The sequence below is a fragment of the Peribacillus sp. B65 genome, assembly GCF_058513295.1.
In genome coordinates this window covers 2,218,595-2,234,530 of the sequence record NZ_CP195840.1, presented here as the reverse complement: position 1 = coordinate 2,234,530, position 15,936 = coordinate 2,218,595, and the positions used below count along the sequence as shown (strand labels likewise).

At 41.9% G+C, this 15,936-nt stretch carries 13 protein-coding genes; 6 read left to right on the top strand and 7 right to left on the bottom strand.

The window, feature by feature from the left end:
- The first annotated feature begins 205 nt into the window (after positions 1-205).
- The 5 genes from ACSR9O_RS10960 (at position 206) to pepT (ending at position 6,541) form a co-directional block, all read left to right on the top strand.
- Positions 206-889, top strand: a complete 684-nt coding sequence (locus ACSR9O_RS10960) for a polyphosphate polymerase domain-containing protein (RefSeq protein WP_491724381.1) — start codon at positions 206-208, stop codon at positions 887-889.
- 32 nt (positions 890-921) lie between these two features.
- Positions 922-1,617, top strand: a complete 696-nt coding sequence (locus ACSR9O_RS10955) for a DUF4956 domain-containing protein (RefSeq protein ID WP_491724380.1) — start codon at positions 922-924, stop codon at positions 1,615-1,617.
- A 69-nt stretch (positions 1,618-1,686) separates the two neighbouring features.
- On the top strand, positions 1,687-3,408 hold the full coding sequence (locus ACSR9O_RS10950) for a CotH kinase family protein (RefSeq protein WP_491724379.1): 1,722 nt from the start codon (positions 1,687-1,689) through the stop codon (positions 3,406-3,408).
- A gap of 292 nt (positions 3,409-3,700) precedes the next feature.
- Positions 3,701-5,164 (top strand): alpha-amylase, encoded by a 1,464-nt coding sequence (locus tag ACSR9O_RS10945; RefSeq protein WP_101223956.1) that lies wholly within the window; start codon positions 3,701-3,703, stop codon positions 5,162-5,164.
- A 141-nt stretch (positions 5,165-5,305) separates the two neighbouring features.
- Positions 5,306-6,541, top strand: coding sequence for a peptidase T (pepT, locus tag ACSR9O_RS10940; protein WP_491725462.1), 1,236 nt, complete (start codon positions 5,306-5,308; stop codon positions 6,539-6,541).
- 59 nt (positions 6,542-6,600) lie between these two features.
- On the opposite strand, the gene ACSR9O_RS10935 is transcribed toward pepT, so the two are convergent.
- Both ACSR9O_RS10935 and ACSR9O_RS10930 read right to left on the bottom strand, forming a co-directional pair.
- Complete coding sequence (locus ACSR9O_RS10935) at positions 6,601-8,670, bottom strand: catalase (protein WP_491724378.1); 2,070 nt, start codon at positions 8,668-8,670, stop codon at positions 6,601-6,603.
- Positions 8,671-9,175: 505 nt separating this feature from the next.
- Positions 9,176-10,624, bottom strand: coding sequence for a DEAD/DEAH box helicase (locus ACSR9O_RS10930; protein WP_491724377.1), 1,449 nt, complete (start codon positions 10,622-10,624; stop codon positions 9,176-9,178).
- 293 nt (positions 10,625-10,917) lie between these two features.
- Between ACSR9O_RS10930 and ACSR9O_RS10925 the strand changes: the two genes are divergently transcribed.
- Positions 10,918-11,250 carry a heme oxygenase gene (locus ACSR9O_RS10925; RefSeq protein WP_230176032.1) on the top strand — a complete coding sequence of 111 codons (333 nt, stop codon included), beginning with the start codon at positions 10,918-10,920 and terminating at the stop codon, positions 11,248-11,250.
- 61 nt (positions 11,251-11,311) lie between these two features.
- Here ACSR9O_RS10925 and rlmN read toward each other — a convergent pair whose 3' ends face one another.
- From rlmN to ACSR9O_RS10900, 5 genes are all read right to left on the bottom strand, one after another.
- A complete protein-coding gene (gene rlmN, locus ACSR9O_RS10920) occupies positions 11,312-12,379 on the bottom strand; it encodes a dual-specificity RNA methyltransferase RlmN (RefSeq protein WP_101223960.1) in 1,068 nt (355 codons plus the stop codon).
- Between the two features lie 81 nt (positions 12,380-12,460).
- Complete coding sequence (rlmH, locus tag ACSR9O_RS10915; RefSeq protein WP_491724376.1) at positions 12,461-12,940, bottom strand: 23S rRNA (pseudouridine(1915)-N(3))-methyltransferase RlmH; 480 nt, start codon at positions 12,938-12,940, stop codon at positions 12,461-12,463.
- Between the two features lie 365 nt (positions 12,941-13,305).
- Positions 13,306-13,467, bottom strand: coding sequence for a CxxH/CxxC protein (locus tag ACSR9O_RS10910; protein WP_101223962.1), 162 nt, complete (start codon positions 13,465-13,467; stop codon positions 13,306-13,308).
- Between the two features lie 176 nt (positions 13,468-13,643).
- A complete protein-coding gene (locus tag ACSR9O_RS10905) occupies positions 13,644-14,864 on the bottom strand; it encodes a S1C family serine protease (RefSeq protein ID WP_230176031.1) in 1,221 nt (406 codons plus the stop codon).
- A gap of 272 nt (positions 14,865-15,136) precedes the next feature.
- Positions 15,137-15,931, bottom strand: a complete 795-nt coding sequence (locus ACSR9O_RS10900) for an MBL fold metallo-hydrolase (RefSeq protein WP_076368488.1) — start codon at positions 15,929-15,931, stop codon at positions 15,137-15,139.
- Between the last annotated feature and the right edge of the window lie 5 nt (positions 15,932-15,936).

Genomic DNA, 15,936 nt, shown 5'->3' with positions numbered 1-15,936 from the left:
CCTTATTCTACTGATAATGATAATTATTCTCAATGAGTAAATTCACTCATTTTTCTTCTATTAAATTCCAATAAAATTAAGAAAAGGTTAAAACTGGGGCCTATTCTCTATTAATCTATTGAATATAAAAATGTTGTTAAGGTTTTATTAAGATTCTGTTTATAAGCTGAATGCAGTCAAAAATCAAGGAAAAGGAGGAACAACAATGAATGGTTTAAAGGGAAGGCGGGAGCTCAAACATGCAATCACCAAGGCGGATTGTCATTTATTAAGAAAAAATCTGCAAAACTTCATGAGGCTTGATCCGCATGGGCTGGATGGGAAATATTTAATTCGAAGTGTCTATTTCGATAACTTTGACAATAAAATCCTGCGGCAAAAAACAGAAGGATTTTATCACAGGGATAAGTTCAGGGCTAGACTTTATGATCACAATACCGATTTCATCAATCTAGAAAAAAAGAGTAAGCGGAATAACCTTACCTATAAACAGAAGTGCAGGCTTTCTGACGAGGAATACGAACGGATCCGTTCTGGGGATATAGATTGGATGTCCGAAGATTCAAGGGATATACTCAGGGACTTATACGTTCAAATGACCCTTTTCCAAATCAAGCCGACAACCGTCGTTGACTATGAAAGGGAGGTATTCATCTTTGAGTACGGAAATGTGCGGGTCAACTTTGACAGTAATGTGAAAACGAGCTATCGGGATACGGACTTCCTGAATCCCGAATTAATCGTGGTTGATGCTTTAGACCCGAATTGTGTCATCCTGGAAATAAAGTTTGACGAATTTCTTCCGGATATCATCAAACAATTGTTATCCATCATCGATACTAGAAAAACGGCTTTTTCAAAATACCAACTAAGCAGAAGATACGGCTGATTGAGCAAACATAATATTTGGAGGAATAGTAAATGGATACGACGACAACTAGCACCACCTTTAATGATATTTTCAAATCAAGCTTTTTGGACAAGACCGAGAGCTTTTCAATCATTGACTCCCTAATTGGATTACTGTTGGCATTTGCCATCGGGTTGTTCATTTACGTCATTTATAAGAAGACCTTTTCAGGTGTGATGTACTCACACAATTTCAATATATCCCTCATCATCATGACAATGGCCACGGCTTTGATCATCATGGGCATATCAACGAATATCGTTATCTCCCTTGGTATGGTCGGTGCACTCTCAATCGTACGATTCAGAACGCCTATCAAAGATCCCATGGATTTGGTCTTCCTATTCTGGGCAGCGGCCTCCGGGATTTTATGCGGGGCAGGACTAATTCCGCTGGTTATTATCGGTGCCATCTTAATAGGTAGCGTCATGCTCATATTTGCCAATCGGATCACTGTTGAAAATCCATTTTTATTAATCGTTAAATATTCAGATGCTTCAATTGAAAAAACGTTGGAAGAAATGATATCCAACAAGGTGAAAAAGCATTCCGTCAAATCGAAATCCGTCATGGCGGATAATAACCTCGAAGTGACATATGAAATTCGATTAAAAGATAATAATGCCGAATTCATTAATCAAGTCAAGGACATGAACAGCGTTCACTCTGCCATCATGTTAAGTTATGATGGCAACTTCACAGCTTAAGATAGATGGCGGACATAAATATCCATGCCCACCCCTCTATATAAGACTACAGGAGGAAGGAGCCAAGGCATGTTAAAAACAAGATATGTTGTAGCGACCATTGGATTATTGATAATGATTTTTATAGCAGTGATGTTCTTCCTTCCCAATCTTCAAGTTGAAAAAGCCACTAAAGGAAATACTTATACAGAATCTGTTTTTGATCAAAGTAAGGTGACAACCGTGGATATAACATTGGCTGATGAGGATTTGGATTCCATCCTGGATAACCCCACTGAAAAGGAAATCGTTAATGCCGATGTAACGATAGATGGGGAGACGGTTAAAAACGTGGGATTTCGCACCAAGGGAAACCTTTCCTTGAATTCCGTTGTTCAAATGGGAGATTCCGATCGTTACAGCTGGAAGATAGACTTTGATTATTATCAGGAAGATCAAGATTTACACGGCCTGAAGAAGTTGGCCCTAAACAATAATTACAGTGATCCAACCTATATGAGAGAATACCTTTCCTATGAATTAATGGATAAGATGGGCATAGCGACTCCAGGACATTCCTATATGTACGTGACCATCAACGGAAAGGAATGGGGCCTTTATCTAGGGGTGGAAGCTATAGAAGAAACCTTTCTGAATACCAACTTCACTGATGGCACAGGCGATCTCTATTATCCGGATGGTACGGGAAGCGATTTAAAGTGGATCAGCGAAGACATTGATGACTACACAGGATTAAACTTGAAAACAAACGATAATTCGGACCAATCCTCCATGATCAAAATGCTCGATGCCATCAATAATGGCGGGAATCTGGAGGAAGTCCTGGATGTCGATGAGATGCTGCGCTATTTCGCAGCCAATACTGCCCTTGTCAACCTCGATCACTATCAAGGAGATAAAAAGCACAATTACTACCTGTATGAAGAGAACGGGGTCTTTTCGATATTGCCTTGGGACTATAATATGTCATTTGGCGGTTATTCCGGAGGAGGCGGGCGACTGGCGGGCGACTCTGATCAAGAAACCGCTGACCAAAAAAATGGAACGGCTGCTGAGGGTAACGCCGATGCCGCTAAGCAGGATGACAAGGAACCCCTTGAAGGGGCACCGAATATGAACGGTGGCGGAATGATGGATATGAGCTCAAATTTCATGAATGAAAGTAATATCAACTTCAGCATTACCGAGCCTGTTTCAGGTACAACCCTTGAAGAGCGCCCTTTATTGAATGCCCTGCTTTCCAACGACGAGTACCGTGAAAAATATTATGATTATCTAAATGACATTGCCACAGATTTTTTCTCTGAAGAAAATATGACAGCAATGACCACTGAAATTACTAAATTGATCACATCATATGTGAAAAAGGACCCGACCAAGTTTTATACAATGGACGAGTATACAGAAGCAACGTCAGGCGAGGAGACCCTGGTTGACTTCGCTGTCAAACGTGCGGAATCAATATTGGCACAGCTTTCAGGAGATCTGGTCGTGAAAGCCGAGACAGAAAGCAGTATGGGCGGCGGAGCTCCTAATATCGGCGATGACGCAAATGCAGGCCAGCAACCGCCAAACATGGGCGGCGAGAATGGGGCTGCGATGCAGCCACCGGACATGGACCGGGGCGGGAATGGTGCACCTCCTGGTTTAACCGGGAACATGGCCCAAAAGGGGGCAGGTAACAGCGCCTCATCAAAAGATACGATCATTCTATCTTCCGTGCTTCTAATCTTACTATTAGGTGCAATGGCTTTCGCCCACTTCTTTAAACGAAGAGGTAAAAAAGGATAATAGACTTACGAAAAACTAAGGTATCCCTAAAATTCGGGATACCTTTTTTGAATGGCGTATAGGCATTCTCCGGGTTATTCCTCCACATTTGAATTATTTTTAGCTGCTAATCAATATAAATTACCCTTATTTGGTATAAAATAGTAAAATAGAGAGGTAAATGAACCTCTATCCTGAGGATTGTTCACTTGTTTATCATTTGATTTTAGTGGGTAAAGATTTCCATTATTACTTTATCCGATCGCATTAGTTTCACTTTGTTAAAAACAGGTCGGTGTCAGGGGGGGAACGGATGAAAAGAAATCATACGATGATGCAATTTTTTGAGTGGCATCTTGAGGCAGATGGTTCTCATTGGGAAAGATTGAAATATTCAGCCTCAAAGTTGAAGGATATAGGAATTGACTGCGTTTGGCTTCCGCCAGTCACCAAAGGGCAATCCGTTGGGGATAATGGATATGGAATATATGACGGTTACGATTTGGGGGAATTTGACCAAAAAGGAACCGTTCGTACCAAATACGGAACCAAAGATGAATTGCTGCAAGCAATAGCCACCTGTCATAACTACGGACTTTGCGTTTATATCGATTTAGTCATGAACCATAAGGCAGGAGCTGACGGAACCGAAAAATTTGAGGTGATTGAAGTCAATCCAGACAACCGTATGGAAGATATTTCAGAACCATTCGAAATGGAAGGCTGGACCAAATTCGATTTTCCGGGACGTAAAAATAAATACTCTGACTTTAAGTGGAACCATACTCATTTCAATGGTACAGACTATGATGCCGAAAACGACAAAATGGGTGTATTTCGCATCACAGGCGAAAATAAGCACTGGAATAAGCATGTCATCGATGAATTCGGAAACTACGATTATTTAATGTTTGCCAACATCGATTACAGCCTGCCGGAAGTTCGCAAGGAAATGATTAGCTGGGGAAAATGGATGGTTGATACGTTAAAGTGTGATGGTTTTCGTTTGGACGCCGTTAAACATATCGATTATGAATTCATCAACGAATTTCTCCAAGAACTCATTCCTTATACAAAGGAACATTTTTTCATGGTCGGCGAATTTTGGAAGGCGGATGTTAAAGCCTGTCAAACTTACTTAGAGCAAACCAATCATGACCTCAACTTGTTCGATGTTTCCCTGCATTATAAATTTCATGAGGCCTCAAACGCAGGAACAGACTTCGACCTCTCAACCATCTTTGATGATACCCTCGTCCAAACCAATCCAGCAGAGGCTGTCACTTTTGTCGATAACCATGACTCCCAGCCTCATGAATCCCTGGAGTCTTGGGTAAAGGACTGGTTCAAGCCATCGGCATATGCACTTACCTTGCTTAGACTTTGCGGTTATCCGTGTGTCTTTTACGGAGACTATTATGGAATCGGCGGACCTTCTCCGGTGCCTGGGAAAAAGGATATCCTGGATCGCCTATTATTCGCTAGGTATGAAAAAGCTTACGGAGAACAAACCGATTACTTTGATGATCCAAATACGATAGGCTGGGTCCGGCACGGAGTTGAAGAGCTAGAAGGCTCAGGGTGTGCGGTCATTATCTCTAATGGAGATCACAACAGTGAAAAAAGGATGTTCGTCGGTGAACATCGGGCTGGTGAAATCTGGAGTGATTTAACCTATCATAGAGATGACCACATCACCATTGAAGAAGATGGGTTCGCGACATTCCCCGTTCATGGAAAAAGCGTATCCGTATGGGCCTTGAATAATCCACTCTAAAAAGAGAAAGCAAGGAACGGCATGTCTTTTGCAGATATGCTGTTCTTTGCTGATTACACCACCCAAGAAGATTTGGAAAAAGATAATTTTTCCATTCCGGTCAATCATGGTAAGATAAGGGAAAAAGGAGTTGAAGGAAAAGTGAAAAATGAAATCATTGAAAGATTCACTTCTTATGTGAAAGTGGATACCCAATCGAATGAGGAAAATCCCTCATGCCCTTCTACACCCGGACAGCTGACCTTGGCAAATGCATTGGTCAAGGAACTTCAATCCATTGGGATGAAGGATGTGACAATTGATGGGAACGGCTATGTCATGGCAACCTTGCCAGCCAATTCAAATAAGGATGTCCCGACAATCGGTTTCTTGGCCCATGTCGATACAGCAACGGATTTCACTGGAAAAGATGTAAAACCGCAAATCGTTGACAACTATGATGGCAAAGATCTTACTTTACATGAAAAATTGGATGTCATTCTTTCACCTGATGATTTTCCTTCGCTTAAGAACTATAAAGGGCATACCTTGATTACGACGGATGGGACAACCCTGTTGGGAGCAGATAATAAGGCTGGAATTGCCGAAATCCTGACTGCCATGGATTACTTGATTCAGCATCCGGAAATCAAGCATGGAAAAATCCGTGTTGCTTTTACTCCCGATGAGGAAATCGGAAGGGGACCCCATAAGTTTGATGTAGATGCTTTTGGTGCCCAATTTGCCTACACCGTGGACGGCGGCCCACTTGGAGAACTTGAATATGAAAGCTTCAATGCAGCATCGGCCAAAATCCTGATCAAAGGGACGAATATTCACCCTGGTACGGCTAAAGGAAAAATGGTCAATTCAGCCAAAATCGCAATGGAATTCCATAATAGGCTCCCAGTGGCGGAAGCACCGGAATATACGGAGGGTTACGAAGGATTTTATCATCTGCTTTCATTTCACGGTGATGTGGAGGAGACCAAGCTTTCTTACATCATCAGGGATTTCGACCGCCAAAAATTTAATGACCGCAAGGAATATATAACAAAAGTAAGCGAGGATTTAAAAGAAAAATATGGGCAAAACCGGATCCAGCTTGAATTACACGACCAATACTTCAACATGAAGGAAAAAATTGAGCCCGTTAAGGAAATCGTGGATATTGCCCATGAAGCAATGGAGAAACTCGATATAAAACCGAAAATCTCACCAATACGCGGTGGTACGGACGGTTCTCAATTATCTTATATGGGACTGCCAACACCCAACATCTTTACGGGCGGGGAGAACTTTCATGGCAAATATGAATTTATTTCCGTCGATAATATGCTACTGGCCACTAAGGTTATCGTTGGCATTGCATCGCTTTTTGAAGAAAAGGCAAAGTAGCATGATACCTGTTTATTGAAAAACCCCCAGACTCCAAGTCTGGGGGTTTTGATTCAATATTAAGCGCGTGTCCAGTGACGGTGCTTGGCAATTGCCTCGATAAAGGCATAACCACTATTTTTATCCGTAATAGCTACAATGCCTCCGGCTGGATCATTGGAAACGATGCCTGCCTTCGATAAGATCTCGGCTCCTTCTTTTCCCGCTCCAATCGCTTTGAAATGATTGTAGGCTTCATCAACAAAGTAAATGGGTTCCTTGGACGCCTTTAAGGCATCGACACTCTCCTGGCCTCCTGCCACATATACAGCATCGAAAAGTACCGAATCGGCTGTCAGGAATGTCTGATTCACCTCGACCTGCTGTCCTTCAGAACTTGTAATCAATCCACGATTAATGCTGATGATATCAGCCGTTATACCTGCAGATTTAAATGATTCCAAGACTTGATCAACCTCCGGCCCGTTGAAACCATCTGCGGCCAGGATTGCCACTTTTCTTGTTGCGGCCGTGTTCACTTTCATTTGCTCCTGGCTTAAAGCTGGAGAAGCCAAGTCCATTTTGACCTCACTTTTGTTGGATGGAGGCTTCACGCCCACTCCAATAGCGATCGTTTTGGCCAGCTCGACATCTACATTGCTGAACATCTCGACAATTTGCTGCTGAACGTCCTTATTTTTCACTTTTCCCACTTCAAAGTGGAAAGCCTGTATAATATGCTCCTTCTCCACTTCCGTCATGCTATTCCAAAATAGTTTAGCCTGGCTGTAATGATCCTTGAAGCTTTCACTGCGCTGCCGGACCTTTCTGCCATCGACTTTTTCCTGGTAATGTGCATAGCCGCCTTCCTCTTCCGAAGCAGGTTCAGGAGAGTTGCCTGCAAGGGAATTTTTGTGGTAGCTGACCGGCCCTGGATTTATTGACATTCTGTGCATGCCATCGCGCTGATTATTATGGACGGGGGCAACCGACCTATTAATCGGAAGCTCATGGAAGTTCGGTCCTCCCAATCGGGATAGCTGGGTATCGGTGTATGAGAATAAACGTCCCTGAAGCAGCGGATCATTTGAAAAGTCAATACCAGGTACAACATGCCCCGGATGGAAAGCTATCTGTTCCGTCTCTGCAAAAAAGTTATCCGTATTTTGGTTCAAAACCATTTTTCCGATTATTTTAACCGGGATTTGTTCTTCCGGCCATAGTTTAGTAGGATCAAGGATATCAAAGTCGAATTTGAATTCATCTTCTTCCTTAATCATTTGGACGCCAAATTCAAATTCAGGATAATTTCCGGTATCTATCGCTTCCCACAGATCTTGGCGGTGAAAATCAGGATTCTTCCCTGCAATTTTCTGTGCCTCATCCCAGACAAGGGATTTAACTCCCAGTACAGGCTTCCAATGGAATTTAACGAAATGGGCCACGCCCTGCTCATTTACAAAACGGAATGTGTGGACACCAAACCCTTCCATCATCCGGAAACTTCTCGGTATGGCCCTATCAGATAGATGCCACATGACCATATGTGCCGTTTCTTCATTGTTGGCTACGAAATCCCAAAAAGTATCATGGGCAGACGCGGCCTGAGGTATTTCATTATGAGGCTCCGGTTTAACCGCATGAATTAAATCCGGGAACTTAATGGCATCCTGGATAAAAAATACCGGAATATTATTTCCGACCAAATCATAGTTTCCTTCCTCCGTATAAAACTTTGTAGAGAATCCCCTTACATCACGGACCGAGTCTGCCGAACCTCGGGAACCTGCCACAGTGGAGTAACGAACGAATACTGGTGTCTTGACTGAAGGGTCTTGAAGAAACTTGGCTTTTGTATATTCGGTCATCGGTTCATATACCTGGAAATATCCATGTGCACCAGATCCCCGCGCATGGACAATCCGCTCAGGAATACGCTCATGGTCAAAATGAGTCATTTTTTCACGAAAATGAAAATCCTCCATCAAAGTTGGACCACGGGTTCCCGCTTTCAAAGAATGCTCATCCTCAGAAACACGCAAACCTTGGTTAGTCGTCATCTTTTTCCCATTATCGTCCACTCGATATTGATCCAACTGCCGCTGCTTACTTTGCTCATCGATTCTTCCGCTTTCATTTGCTTTCGTCATCCCACTCAATCCCTCCATGTCTATGAATTCAGATTAAATCGTGTTGTTTATTGTCTACAGGGTCGTTGACCTCCACTCCAGGCACTCGCTTTCCGCGGGCGGTCCGTAAGCCTCCCCGGCGCCTTTGCGCCTGCGGGGTCTCCCCTGGACTCGCTTTCCCGCATTAGTCTCGCACCCTACGTTCCAATCAACTTTGTTTTAAAATTAGATAAACCCCTTTTTTCTACAATCGGATGTATTTATTTGATTCGAAATAATTGCGTTATCCTTCATCATATACCACTCTGTTTTGACGGTTAAACAGAATTTGGAGAAAGAATCTTAACCTCCCCATAAACAAAAAAACTACTATTTCAGTGAGGACGGATCATTTAGGGGGAGGGCGAATTATCTGTGTGTAGGTCGAATTTTCCCCCGGTGGGTCGAAAAGTTCCTGCCCCAAGTCATGTAAAAAAGAAGCGGGAAGACCGATTTTCGGTCTTCCCGCTTCTTTCATTCGACATCTTTAGTTCTTAAAGGCCTCTGAAACCTTCAGAAGTTTGCCTTTTACTTTCGTATTTTTCATCACTTTCAAGACAAGCGGTCCCTTTTCATTCAATATTTCCACATAAGAAACATTGTCCTGAATCGTAATGATCCCGATGTCCTCTGCATTCACTCCATCAATCTTTGCGATGGTTCCGACAAAATCCACAGCCCTGATTTTCTTTTTCTTGCCGCCATTAAAATACAGCTTCATGATTTGTTTATTCAATTGTTCGCTTTTATCTTTTTTGATCTTTGGACGAGCTTCCAGTTTCGCTTCGAATTCCATTTTTTTATTGGAGACTTCCTCTTTTGAAGGAACAGCCATCTTAGGGATTTCAAAACCGATATATCCTTGGATTTCAGCAAGGAATTTATCTTCGTACGGCGTCACAAAAGTAATGGCCTTTCCTTTTTTGCCGGCACGGCCCGTTCTTCCAGTCCGATGTACGTAACTTTCCTTTTCCAATGGCAGGTCATAGTTAATCACATGGGTTATATTGTCGATGTCAATTCCACGTGCAGCAACATCTGTCGCAACCAAATAACGGAATTCACCTCTTCTGAATTCATTCATCACTGCAAGGCGATCTTCCTGAAGCATGCCGCCGTGAATCATATCACACGGATATTCCAGCTCCAGCAGCTGTTCACATACTTGGTCCACCCTGTCTTTTGTCCGGCAGAAAATGATGCAGCTATCGGGGTTTTCCGTGATGGTGACGTCCCTAAGCAGGGAAAACTTATCATCTTCCTTCACTTCAATAAGAGCATGTTCAATTTTCTCCGTCGTTAATCCCTTTGCTTTGATTTCAATATCCAAAGGATCTTTCATATATTGCTTGCATAGCTTTTTTATACTCTCAGGTAACGTAGCAGAGAACAGCATGGTTACTCTATCTTTCGGAAGCTCTTTAATAATGGCTTCCACTTGTTCAATGAAGCCCATATTCAGCATTTCATCCGCTTCATCAATAACTAAATGAGTTAAGCGTTCCAAGGCGAATGTCCCTTTTTCGATATGATCCAGAACACGTCCCGGGGTTCCAACGACTACATGGCTTTTTTGTTTCAATTCCGCTTTTTGGAGTGCGAATGGATGTTTTCCATAAACCGCAGTAGCCTTTATCCTCTTAAATCTGCCAATATTCGTAATATCCTCTTTAACCTGCACGGCAAGCTCACGTGTCGGTGTTAAAATAAGCGCCTGAGGCTTATTCTCCTCCCAATCGACCATTTCGCAGATCGGTATGCCGAATGAAGCGGTCTTGCCGCTTCCCGTTTGTGATTTAACGACAAGATCACGCCTTTTCAGCGCCACTGGAATCACTTCACGCTGCACCTCGGTTGGATGTTGATATCCCAAGCTTTCTAATGCCCTTACAATTTCATCGCTTAATGTATAATCAGTAAAACTCAATTCATTCATATAACAGCCTCTTTTGTTGTTTAGTATGTTGCCTTATTGTTTCCATAATCGTAATTTCCTTATACAGAGTTCTATTATACGCGATATGCATCGATAAACCTTGTAATATCCAAATCCAATTACCTTATTTCAATATAATGTAGCGTCCGTCTTCATTAAAACAAGGGTCATCAGGATCTCATGATCCGAGTTAATCAAAATGGACCCTGCTTCTTTCAATATGCTAAAATATGTATGAAATTGCGGAAAATAGGGTGTAGATTCTAACCGAAGTCCAAAAGGAGAGCTGATTTATGATAATCGTAACGAATAGAATCAGAGTCAAAAAAGGGATGGGCGCAGTCATGGCCCCAGGATTTACTGCACCAGGTCCACTTGATACTATGGAAGGCTTCGTAAAAGTTGAAGTATTATTAACGCAGAATTTGTCGGATTACGATGAACTGAGCGTTAATATGTATTGGGAAAACCTTGATAACTTTACTGCTTGGAGAAATAGCGATGCATTCAAAGCTGCACATAAACGGCCTGAACCTGGTTCCGGTGATGCAAAAAAAGAATCTCCAATTCTAGGCAGCGAGCTTACAACGTATGAAGTCGCCTCGGTAAAGGAAATAGCCAAATAATGAAATCACGCCAAAAGAGGCCGCAAAATATGCGGCCTCTTTTTGTTTTATCTTAATGGATTTACTTAGCTTCAGCCTTCTTGATTTGTTTGCTTCTAAGCTGACCGCAAGCCGCATCAATATCCGTTCCATGTTCTTGGCGAATTTTACAATTTACGCCTCTCTTTTTCAGCGTATCATAAAACGAGAGAACGGACTCTTTTTCACTTCTTTGGTATTGACTATGCTCATCTACAGGATTATATGGGATCAGATTGACATAGAGGCGATGTTTTTTGTCCTCAAGTAGATTGGCGAGTTGCTCGGCTTCTTCTTGGTGGTCATTGACATCTTTCAATAGGATATATTCAATCGTAATTCTCCTATTCGTTTTCTCTAAATAATAATCAAGAGATTTCATCAACTTTTCTATCGGAATACCTCGATTTATTTTCATGATTCGTGTCCTGAGTTCATTGTTCGGCGCATGCAATGAGATGGCCAGATTCACCTGTAATTGGGTATCGGTGAATTCATAAATCTTATTGGCAAGACCGCTCGTCGAAACAGTAATGCGCCTAGCCGCGATGGCAAGACCCTTATGGTCCATGAGCACCTTCAAAAAGTCTATCATATTTTCAAAGTTATCGAACGGTTCGCCAATACCCATTACAACAACATGGCTTACAACATCCCCTTGTTCCAATTTATCCAGATGCAGTTGAACGTTCATGATCTGTTCCACTATTTCCCCGCTGGATAAATCACGGCTTTTGGCCAATAATCCACTGGCACAGAAACTGCAGCCAATATTGCAGCCCACTTGGGTGGTGACACAAACTGAAATTCCGTATTTATGTCTCATCATGACCGTTTCGATAAGGTTTCCATCCTGTAATTTAAACAGAAACTTGATCGTACCATCTGCTGATTCTTGCTTAACGTGCTCAGTCAAAGTCTGGATGACAAAGTGCTCTTCAAGTAATTTTATGCAGTCTTTATTAACATCCGTCATCTCAGAGAAATTCGTCACACGTGTTCTATAAAGCCACTCCCAGACTTGGGAAGCTCTGAATTTTTTATGGCCATGGTCCAAAAGCCATGCTGTCAATTGTTCGAATGTTAAACCATAAATGGACTCTTTATTCATTCGTTACCCTCTTTTCATTACATTAAAATTTAAAATGTTAACTCTTTAACCTTACGGAGAATTCCCCCGGAATCAGTTCTTTCATTTATGATATGGTTCATTTCTATTTATCCGAAAAGCCCGATATATCTGCTCCACTAGAACCAGTTTCATTAATTGATGCGGAAAGGTCATTTTCGAGAAGGAAAGGGCATAATCACTTCTTGATAACACCTCGGTGCCAAGCCCAAGCGACCCGCCAATGATAAAAGCAATTTTGCTCTTTCCATAGGTGGCAAGCTGATCCATATGAGTGGCCAGCTGCTCTGAAGTAAGCTGTTTTCCACTGATCTCAAGCGTTATTACGTAGGTGTCCGGGCTGACTTTCGCCAGGATTCGTTCACCCTCCTTTTGCTTTACAATCTCCATGTCCGCTGCACTCAGGTTCTCCGGAGCTTTTTCATCCGGTACTTCGACAAGTTCTATATTAGCATAGGCGCTTAACCTTTTTGTATATTCAGCAATTCCTTGCTTTAAGTATTTTTCCTTTAGCTTGCCAACAGTAATAATCGTTATTTTCATATATATCCTCTAGCTTTCATTAATGTTTTTACTATCAATTGTTGGATTTGCCTACCTATTATCATACCTTACAGTGACCTATAAGCAAAACAAGCATATCCTTTCCAATTTTTTAAAAATAAAAACCGCTGCCCCTGAAAGCGGCAACGGTAACTTTCATTATTTTTTAATGTATGTATATTGAAGAAATTGGGCTGGACTTAGTTTGGATTTATGGTTGATTATTCGTACAACCAAAAGCTTGATTTAAACAATTCAACCCTCCAGTTTATTCTTCGGAAAATGTTAAGAACAGGTTACAAACATGTTATCCACAAAAGTTATCCACATATCCACAAAATCTATCCACATCTTGTATGGGAATATTAGTTCCCTACTAGATATATTGCCACGTTTCGACAATATTCACAGGTTGTTGATAACTGATTTTCTTCGGAAACCAGCGTTAAAACAGGATAGGTTTCACATTCGTATACCACTTCATCCAGCGCCATGTCCACGTGTTCCTGACAGCAATATAATTTCATCTTTCATGTCTCCTTTCCTCTTCATTATTCCCAGTACTTCCATTCCCAATTATCCACAAGTTACTTGAGATTCTTAATTTCAGGATATATCCACAGGTAATCGTAACAAAAAATAAGAAAAGCGCAAGGAAATAGAAAGGACAGCAGGCATTTTCTGCCCCCTGTCCTTTTATGCTTTAAATTTCGCTGCTTGAAAGCGTGACTTCCGTAGTCTCTTTCTTTCCGTCACGGTAATAAGTGATTTTAACTTTATCACCGACTTGTTTTTCATTGTAAAGGTATTTTCTTAATTCCACGACATCATGGATTTTTTCATTATCCATTCCAACTACGACGTCAAATTCCTTCAATCCTGCTTTGGATGCTGGTGAGTTGCTTTGAACGCCTGTTATCGCAACGCCAAATGTAACTTTCCTTGGCAGCTTTAATGTATTTTGTTGATGGTATTGGGAAATTTCTTCTACAGATGCCAAGTTCACACCCAAGAAAGCACGTTTCACTTCACCAAATTCCTCTATATCATTAATAATCGGGATAACTGAATCGATTGGGATGGAAAGACCGATTCCTTCCACTGCATTTTCTGCAATCTTCATCGAATTTATTCCGATGACCTGCCCTGACATATTAACGAGTGCCCCCCCGCTGTTACCAGGATTAATCGCTGCATCGGTCTGAATGACCTCCGCATTCCAATCCACTTGGCCGTCCTCATTGATATCCACCTCTATCGTGCGCTCCAAACCGGAGATGATCCCTTGTGTGATCGATCCAGAGAATTGAAGGCCTAATGGGTTACCTATGGCAATTACGGGCTCACCAGGTTTCAATTTGCCGGATTTTCCGAATTCTGCAATGGTTTTGATTTTATCACCATTCACGACAATGACGGCTAAATCTGTCCATGGGTCACTGCCTTGTAATTCAGCTGGCAATTTAGTGCCATCACTTAATGTCACTTCCAGTTCATTAGCGCCTTCAATGACGTGATTATTCGTGACGATATAGGCCTTGCCGCCATCTTTTTTGTAGACGACTCCCGAACCTGTGCCGGCTTCTGCCGAACTGTCCTCGGCGTTGCTTCCTTGACCCCAGAAGTTCGTTTCCTGAATGTTAGTGATGCCGACCACTGCGTCGCTGGCTTTATCAACGGCATTGGTGACGGCACTTGTTACATCAACAGTAAGGTTTTGCTGAGCCTGCTCCGTGGACTCACTTCCCGTTGATTTTTCCGTTGTAATTTCGTTATCATCGTTATTTAACAGTCCACTTCCCGGAAAGGCTAATAAAATAAGTAAGGCCCCGATAATGGCGCCCCCCAAGCCTGCTAGAAAATAGCTCGTATGGCTCTTTTTCCGTTTATTTTGGTTCTCATCATTCTGATCATAATAACCCAAGACCGCCCCATCCTCTCATTTTAGGAATGAATTATAGCAATTCTATTGTTTGGTATCCTCCCTCAATTATACTCAATTACCGAAATTTTTCTAAAAAAATGCATGCTTTTATTTAAGGGAAACTTAAAATTGACTAATATACAGCCATTCACCTTTTACCTATACAGTTCTAACCAAACGATACCCCTTTTAATCCGATTCGTAACTTACGATTCGAAATTATTAAAAATAAAAAGGAATGAACAAGGTATCCCTCATCCATTCCTTATATTTTATAATGTAACAAGTTCCGTTGGTCTTTTCGGGTCAGTATCATATAAGGAAAACTGTTCCCCGACAATGATCCCCTTTGTCTTTAACGTTTGTTCCACCGACATTCTTGCTAGATCCTTCATATTGTTATCAAGGCTTAAGTGGGCCAAGTAAATCCGCTTGGTCTTATCACCGGCCACTTCACTCATGGCTAGGGCGGCGTCTTCATTACAAACATGTCCGACATCACTTAAAATTCGGCGCTTGATGCTCCATGGATATTTTCCCATCCTCAGCATGGACACATCATGGTTACTTTCAAATACATATGCATCGGCATTAGAAATGATTCCTTTCATCCGATCACTTACGTACCCTGTATCGGTAATGACCACAAGTTTCTTATCTTCATGATGAAAGACGTAAAACATCGGCTCTGCCGCATCGTGTGAAACGCCAAAAGATTCTATATCAAGGCTGCCGAATGTTTTGACCTGTTCCATTTCAAATGTGAATTTTTGTTCGGTTGCAATTTCACCGATTGATCGATCCATGGCATTCCATGTTTTTGCATTCGCATATATCGGGAGTTTATGTTTTCTGGCAACCACGCCAAGACCTTTAATATGGTCGCTGTGTTCATGGGTAACAAGGATACCGGATAGCTTTGACATATCACGGCCTATATCCTGAAACAACGCTTCCAGGGCTTTACCGCTTAAGCCGGCATCGACAAGGAATGATTGATCCTCCGTTTCCACGAAAAAGGCATTTCCTGTACTCCCGCTTGCGAGAACACTAAAATGCATTGTCATCTATA

Bases quoted from the DNA above. Each gene is read 5' to 3' on its own strand.
- rlmN (WP_101223960.1), bottom strand. From the start codon at position 12,379: ATGAATAAAGAGTCCATTTATGGTTTAACATTCGAACAATTGACAGCA.
- ACSR9O_RS10945 (WP_101223956.1), top strand. From the start codon at position 3,701: ATGAAAAGAAATCATACGATGATGCAATTTTTTGAGTGGCATCTTGAG.
- ACSR9O_RS10935 (WP_491724378.1), bottom strand. From the start codon at position 8,670: ATGACGAAAGCAAATGAAAGCGGAAGAATCGATGAGCAAAGTAAGCAG.
- rlmH (WP_491724376.1), bottom strand. From the start codon at position 12,940: ATGAAAATAACGATTATTACTGTTGGCAAGCTAAAGGAAAAATACTTA.
- ACSR9O_RS10910 (WP_101223962.1), bottom strand. From the start codon at position 13,467: ATGAAATTATATTGCTGTCAGGAACACGTGGACATGGCGCTGGATGAA.
- ACSR9O_RS10930 (WP_491724377.1), bottom strand. From the start codon at position 10,624: ATGAATGAATTGAGTTTTACTGATTATACATTAAGCGATGAAATTGTA.
- ACSR9O_RS10955 (WP_491724380.1), top strand. From the start codon at position 922: ATGGATACGACGACAACTAGCACCACCTTTAATGATATTTTCAAATCA.
- ACSR9O_RS10960 (WP_491724381.1), top strand. From the start codon at position 206: ATGAATGGTTTAAAGGGAAGGCGGGAGCTCAAACATGCAATCACCAAG.
- ACSR9O_RS10900 (WP_076368488.1), bottom strand. From the start codon at position 15,931: ATGACAATGCATTTTAGTGTTCTCGCAAGCGGGAGTACAGGAAATGCC.
- ACSR9O_RS10925 (WP_230176032.1), top strand. From the start codon at position 10,918: ATGATAATCGTAACGAATAGAATCAGAGTCAAAAAAGGGATGGGCGCA.
- ACSR9O_RS10950 (WP_491724379.1), top strand. From the start codon at position 1,687: ATGTTAAAAACAAGATATGTTGTAGCGACCATTGGATTATTGATAATG.